Genomic DNA, 1,029 nt, shown 5'->3' with positions numbered 1-1,029 from the left:
TTCCGTCAGGTGACAGGCCGCCGCCCGGCACGACACAGTGAATGTGAGGATGATGGCACCCACGCCCACAATACCCTGAGCGCCGATAATACAGATGTTCAGGTCTTCTACCCCTTTCACCCGCTTCATGGTGTTACCCTGCGGATTCTTCGCAGACCAACGCGAGGAGATGCGGCGGTCTGTGTCATGGATCCAGCCGGGAGACGACTGAAGATTCCCATCTGGATGCTGTTGCCGGAGTGTGCCGAGATCACGATCTCGCAATGACCGCGCCTCGGTAAGCAAGCCCTCCTATCTCTCGCTTCATTGATCGCCTCACGACTCGACTCACCCTGTCCACGATAACCTTCGGCGACCGCGCGTTAGCGGAAGCGAGGGAGGTCGTCGTGGTGCAACTTCAACTTTTAGATTTGATGATCTCAAGGGAATGCGGCGCCGTGCCAATGGACGCAGCGACACGCGCCGATCTGATCGATCTCATAGCCCGCGTTATAGCAGCGGTGTTTCACGAGGAGAGGAGACGAGGAAATGACAGAGCTCTTGCACAATCCCAAAATCAAACCGGAGCATCTGGCTCGCAAGGCGATCGTCTACCTTCGGCAATCCAGCGAAAAGCAAGTACGACAGAATAAGGAAAGTCAACTCCTCCAGTATGCGATGGCCGAACGGGTGCGTGTGCTGGGCTGGCAGGAGGTCGAGATCATCAATAATGACCTGGGATCGAGCGCGGGCCTTGCCGCCGCCCAGCGGGAAGGCTTTGAGCGCGTCCTCAGCTCGGTAGCGCTGGGAGAGGTCGGAATCGTCGGCAGCCGAGAGGTATCACGGCTATCCCGAACGGACAAAGATTGGTGTCGGCTGTTGGAGGTATGCCAGATCTTTGGAACGCTAATCGCTGACGAGCAACAGGTCTACGATCTGAATAATCTCGACGATCAGTCGGTGTTGGGTATCAAAGGGACACTCAGCGTCGTCGAGCTCAAGGTTATACGCCAACGAATGCTGGCAGGGCAGGAAGCCAAAGCGCGCCGC

The 1,029-nt window shown here is 57.2% G+C and carries 2 protein-coding genes; one reads left to right on the top strand and one right to left on the bottom strand.

The features are described from left to right. Positions 1–94 (bottom strand): transposase (locus KJQ96_RS42545; RefSeq protein WP_375293272.1); only part of this gene is annotated, 94 nt, incomplete at its 3' end. 434 nt (positions 95–528) lie between these two features. Here KJQ96_RS42545 and KJQ96_RS38500 point away from each other — a divergent pair. After that, the coding region (locus KJQ96_RS38500; protein ID WP_213291158.1) for a recombinase family protein at positions 529–1,029 on the top strand (501 nt) is incomplete at its 3' end.

Source organism: Bradyrhizobium sp. sGM-13 (genome assembly GCF_018398875.1).
Classification (GTDB): Bacteria; Pseudomonadota; Alphaproteobacteria; order Rhizobiales; family Xanthobacteraceae; genus Bradyrhizobium.
The sequence above is the reverse complement of the archived record's forward strand: the minus strand, read 5'-3'. Positions and strand labels throughout refer to the sequence as shown.